Origin of the sequence: Acinetobacter sp. SA01, from assembly GCF_011319235.1 — a bacterium.
In the GTDB taxonomy this organism is placed as follows: Bacteria; Pseudomonadota; Gammaproteobacteria; order Pseudomonadales; family Moraxellaceae; genus Acinetobacter.
On record NZ_WXXM01000042.1, the window covers coordinates 1 to 3,808 of the forward strand.

At 36.3% G+C, this 3,808-nt stretch carries 4 protein-coding genes and 1 pseudogene; 4 read left to right on the plus strand and 1 reads right to left on the minus strand.

Annotated elements, in window-relative coordinates; genetic code table 11:
* Together GTU69_RS16855 and GTU69_RS16860 are read left to right on the plus strand one after the other, a co-directional pair.
* A pseudogene (locus GTU69_RS16855) lies at positions 1 to 291 on the plus strand (RepB family plasmid replication initiator protein); the annotation flags it as partial.
* Positions 288 to 476 carry a hypothetical protein gene (locus GTU69_RS16860; RefSeq protein WP_166172212.1) on the plus strand — a complete coding sequence of 63 codons (189 nt, stop codon included), beginning with the start codon at positions 288 to 290 and terminating at the stop codon, positions 474 to 476. The pseudogene GTU69_RS16855 and the gene GTU69_RS16860, both read left to right, overlap by 4 nt.
* Positions 477 to 484: 8 nt before the next feature.
* Here GTU69_RS16860 and GTU69_RS16865 read toward each other — a convergent pair whose 3' ends face one another.
* Positions 485 to 1,228, minus strand: a complete 744-nt coding sequence (locus GTU69_RS16865) for a hypothetical protein (protein ID WP_166172213.1) — start codon at positions 1,226 to 1,228, stop codon at positions 485 to 487.
* 221 nt (positions 1,229 to 1,449) lie between these two features.
* Between GTU69_RS16865 and GTU69_RS16870 the strand changes: the two genes are divergently transcribed.
* Both GTU69_RS16870 and repM read left to right on the plus strand, forming a co-directional pair.
* Positions 1,450 to 2,430 (plus strand): MobA/MobL family protein, encoded by a 981-nt coding sequence (locus GTU69_RS16870; protein WP_166172214.1) that lies wholly within the window; start codon positions 1,450 to 1,452, stop codon positions 2,428 to 2,430.
* Between the two features lie 645 nt (positions 2,431 to 3,075).
* Positions 3,076 to 3,808: replication initiation protein RepM (repM, locus tag GTU69_RS16875; RefSeq protein ID WP_166172215.1), on the plus strand; the 733-nt coding region annotated here is incomplete at its 3' end.

Sequence of the window (3,808 nt, forward strand, 5' to 3'; positions counted from 1 at the left end):
AAAAAAGGGAGGTTGATTTCAGGCTTTTCATTCAAATTGAAACAGAAGCAAGAAGCAAAGAAAATCGAATCTAAACGAGATCCAAACACCCCCGATTTCTTTATAAAAATGACTGATGCACAGCGTCATCTATTTGCAAACAAAATGTCTGAAATGCCTGAAATGGGTAAGTATTCGCAAGGCACAGAAAGCTATCAACAATTTGCTATTCGTATCGCTGAAATGCTTTTGCAACCTGAAAAGTTTAGAGAGTTATATCCAATACTAGAAAAAGCTGGTTTCAAAGAATGATTGAAAAAGAGATAACAAAATTTGAAAAAGAGATTTTGCTACAAGACAAAATTTCTCAGCTTAAAAGTGAGCTTAAAGAATTTTCTGATCTTCAAAAAAAAGCATATAGTCCACGGCTTCAAAAAAGCATTATTGGGTTAGAAAACAGAATTTTAAGAGCGCAAAAATTGCTGTACAACAACTGATTCAACTGTCATCTGCGTTTATCATTTTCAATCTCTTTAGCAACGTTTCTTATTTTCTCTATTATCTCAGAGCGTTTATTTTTAATAGAATTTCTTACATTATTTGCTTTATTTTCATCATCATTGGTTACGTCTGACAAGTAGTTGCAAACAATAAAATCTTCAAGTAAATGCTGTAAAATTTCTTCTTCAGAAGCATGTGGACTGAATAAATAATTGTCTTTCAAAAACTGAGTATATTTAAGAACGACACCCCCCAAAAAGTATTTGCGTCTCTCTTGTTCTTTACGTTTTCTTTGACCCTCAGTTTGTTGCTCTTGAGTCTTTCTAATCGCTTCTTGTCGTTTTTGACTTTCTGCACGTTCAATTTCAGATTTAGCAATTTTTTCAAGTTTGGCGTATGTCGTTAGAGCATTTTGACAATTAAAAAACCCGTCTCGATCTTTCCAGTCATAACCAAGTATTTCTTTTTCTAAATTCGTGAGTGGGACAGTCGTAGTCGATTTATGCTGAATAATTTTGTACAACTCAGCATTTTTTCTATACGCAGTTCTTTGACGATTTACAGTTTTTATTAGCGTCAACAATTCATTATCAACAGCAATATGAGAAGCCGTAATCGGTCTAAAATTTTCAGCATCACAAAGTTCTTGCTGTGCTTTAGTTCGAAATTCCATACGCATTGCAAAACGAATTATTCTGTTCAAATCAGAATCATCAAACAACTTTGCCGGCCGTCCACGAGTCGCCATAAGAGAAACCACGCACAATAAAAATATAGTTTTCTCATCATACATTGTCACGCAACAAAAATTAAACTAAATTACGTGAGTAATTTATTTAATGTTTTGCTCGTCTACGTGTTTCTAATTCAAATTAATTACTACGTAATTAATTTGAATTAGAAACACTCCTTCTCGCACTGCGTGGCAAAAGCAAAAACAGGCATATTTCAAAATGGAGTTATCGGAAAATGTACTACTTTGATTATGCATATACTGGAAAAGGCACAACCAAAATTAAAGCCAAATCTGGAGCAACAAAAGTTAAAAAAGCAGCATCGTGCAAAAACCGGTTTCACTACATCACACGCACAGCACACTATAAAAATCACAAAGACAATCTTCATGAAAAAGTTGAGTTTGTAAAATCCGGCAACATGCCCAGCTTTGCTGAAAAACGTCCTGATTTATTTTGGGAAGCTGCCCACATTTATGAACGAAAAAATGCCCGTACTGCTGCAAGTCAAGTCATCGCATTACCCAAAGAGTTATCTGTTCAACAACGAATCGAACTAGCTGAAGCACTAATTAAACAATTCACTGATGAGTTTAACTTTCCATACACGGCTGCAATTCACAACCACACTGGAGAGATCGGCGGACAAGATCAACCACACCTTCATATCATGTATTGCGAGCGTTCAGTCGATGAACATAATAGAACTGCTGAACAGTTTTTTAGTCGCTACAACGATGCAGAACCAGAAAAAGGCGGAGCCAAAAAAATCACACCTGATGTCAGGGGGAAAGGCAAAACGATTATCAATGAAATGCGTGTAGATACAGAAGTTATTATTAATGAGCACCTGGAGAAGTATGCCCCGACAAAAATAGTAAAAATAAAGGGCATTGATGTCGAGGTGCCAAGCTCTGTGTCATGCCTACATCACGAAGATTACAACAAGATTCACGGCACAAATTTAAAGCCAGTACCAATAATCCCCAAGTCATTGCTACGCCTTGACCCTAACCTGACGTTTAAAGACAAAGATAAAAATGTTGCATATCAAGCAAAGCTTGCAGAACGTGAGCGAGCGATCAACGAAGTCAATGAACTGCGTGAATACAATAACTTTGAAATGTATCAGCAGTATTACTTTAATGAGTTAAATAATCTTAGAGAGTCTATTTTTAATCAAAATAAAGATTACGACTCACCACCACCATTTTAAAATGCTCTAGAACGTAAAAAAACGGGGTTTTTAGCCCTGCTTGATCTTTCCTGAATAAAATTATAATTGAAATAAAAAATGCTCTTAGAACGCAAATAGTGCGTATTTAGCGAGTGTCTACGAGCGACACAATGAAAATTCGCTTATTCCCCCCTCTGAAAAACAGCTTTTAAAAAATCTTGAAGCATAGACTTGAGATTTTCTATAACTGGCATTTGAACCTAGACCGAGCGAAGCGAGCATAAAGTTCTATGAGCGAAGCGAATTCATAGTTGCTTTTGCTTTTAGATTTCACAAACAGAATCAACCAAAACTGCCCCTCGCTGTGAGCGTAGCGAACAGCAATAGAGTACGAGCTTTAGCGAGTACCTAGGGCAGTTCCACTCCCCTGCTGTTGGGCTTTTAATAATTTTTAAAGCTTTTAAATGCTTTTAGGAGGGGTGAAAGCATTGATATACGTGCATTTCAGCGGTCATAAACGGACATTAGCTCTTATATAAACGGACATTAGCTCTTATATAAACGGACATTAGCTCTTATATAAACGGACATTAGCTCTTAATTCAGGGACATAAAATATATTGACCTTAAAAGGATGTTAACGTACATTGTCTTTTAATTTAATAATACAATTATGGCTGTCTTATGAAGAACAGTTTAATAGTGAAAGATAATGCTTTAATTAATGCCAGCTACAATCTGGAGCTAACAGAACAACGATTAATTATGCTCGCAATTATCAACGCTAGAGAGTCTGGGCAAGGCATCACAGCAGACAGTAAATTAGAAATACATGCAAGTGACTATGCAAACTTATTCAATGTATCTATTGATGCGTCATACAAGGCACTTCGAGAAGCAGTAAACAACCTATTTAATCGTCAGTTCAGCTATACAGCAGAATATAAAAAGACAGGAAAAACAGGCATAGTGCGCTCACGATGGGTTAGTCGTATTTTTTACGTTGATGATTTAGCACTATTAGAAATTACTTTTGCGCCTGATGTTGTGCCACTGGTGACGCGTTTAGAAGAACACTTCACAAGCTATCAAGCTAAACAGGTTGCACACTTAACAAGTAAGTATGCAACTAGGCTTTATGAGTTATTAATTGCTTGGCGTGAAGTCGGCAAAGTACCACAAATAGAAATCAGTGAATTTAGAAATCGGCTAGGGCTTTTAGAAAGCGAATACACTGCAATGAGTGACTTCAAAAAGCGTGTACTAGAACCATCTATAAAGCAAATAAATGAGCACACAGACATTACTGCAACGTATGAACAGCACAAAAAAGGGAGGTTGATTTCAGGCTTTTCATTCAAATTGAAACAGAAGCAAGAAGCAAAGAAAATCGAATCTAAACGAGATCCAAACACCC

Bases quoted from the DNA above. Each gene is read 5' to 3' on its own strand.
- GTU69_RS16865 (WP_166172213.1), bottom strand. From the start codon at position 1,228: ATGGCGACTCGTGGACGGCCGGCAAAGTTGTTTGATGATTCTGATTTG.
- GTU69_RS16860 (WP_166172212.1), top strand. From the start codon at position 288: ATGATTGAAAAAGAGATAACAAAATTTGAAAAAGAGATTTTGCTACAA.
- GTU69_RS16870 (WP_166172214.1), top strand. From the start codon at position 1,450: ATGTACTACTTTGATTATGCATATACTGGAAAAGGCACAACCAAAATT.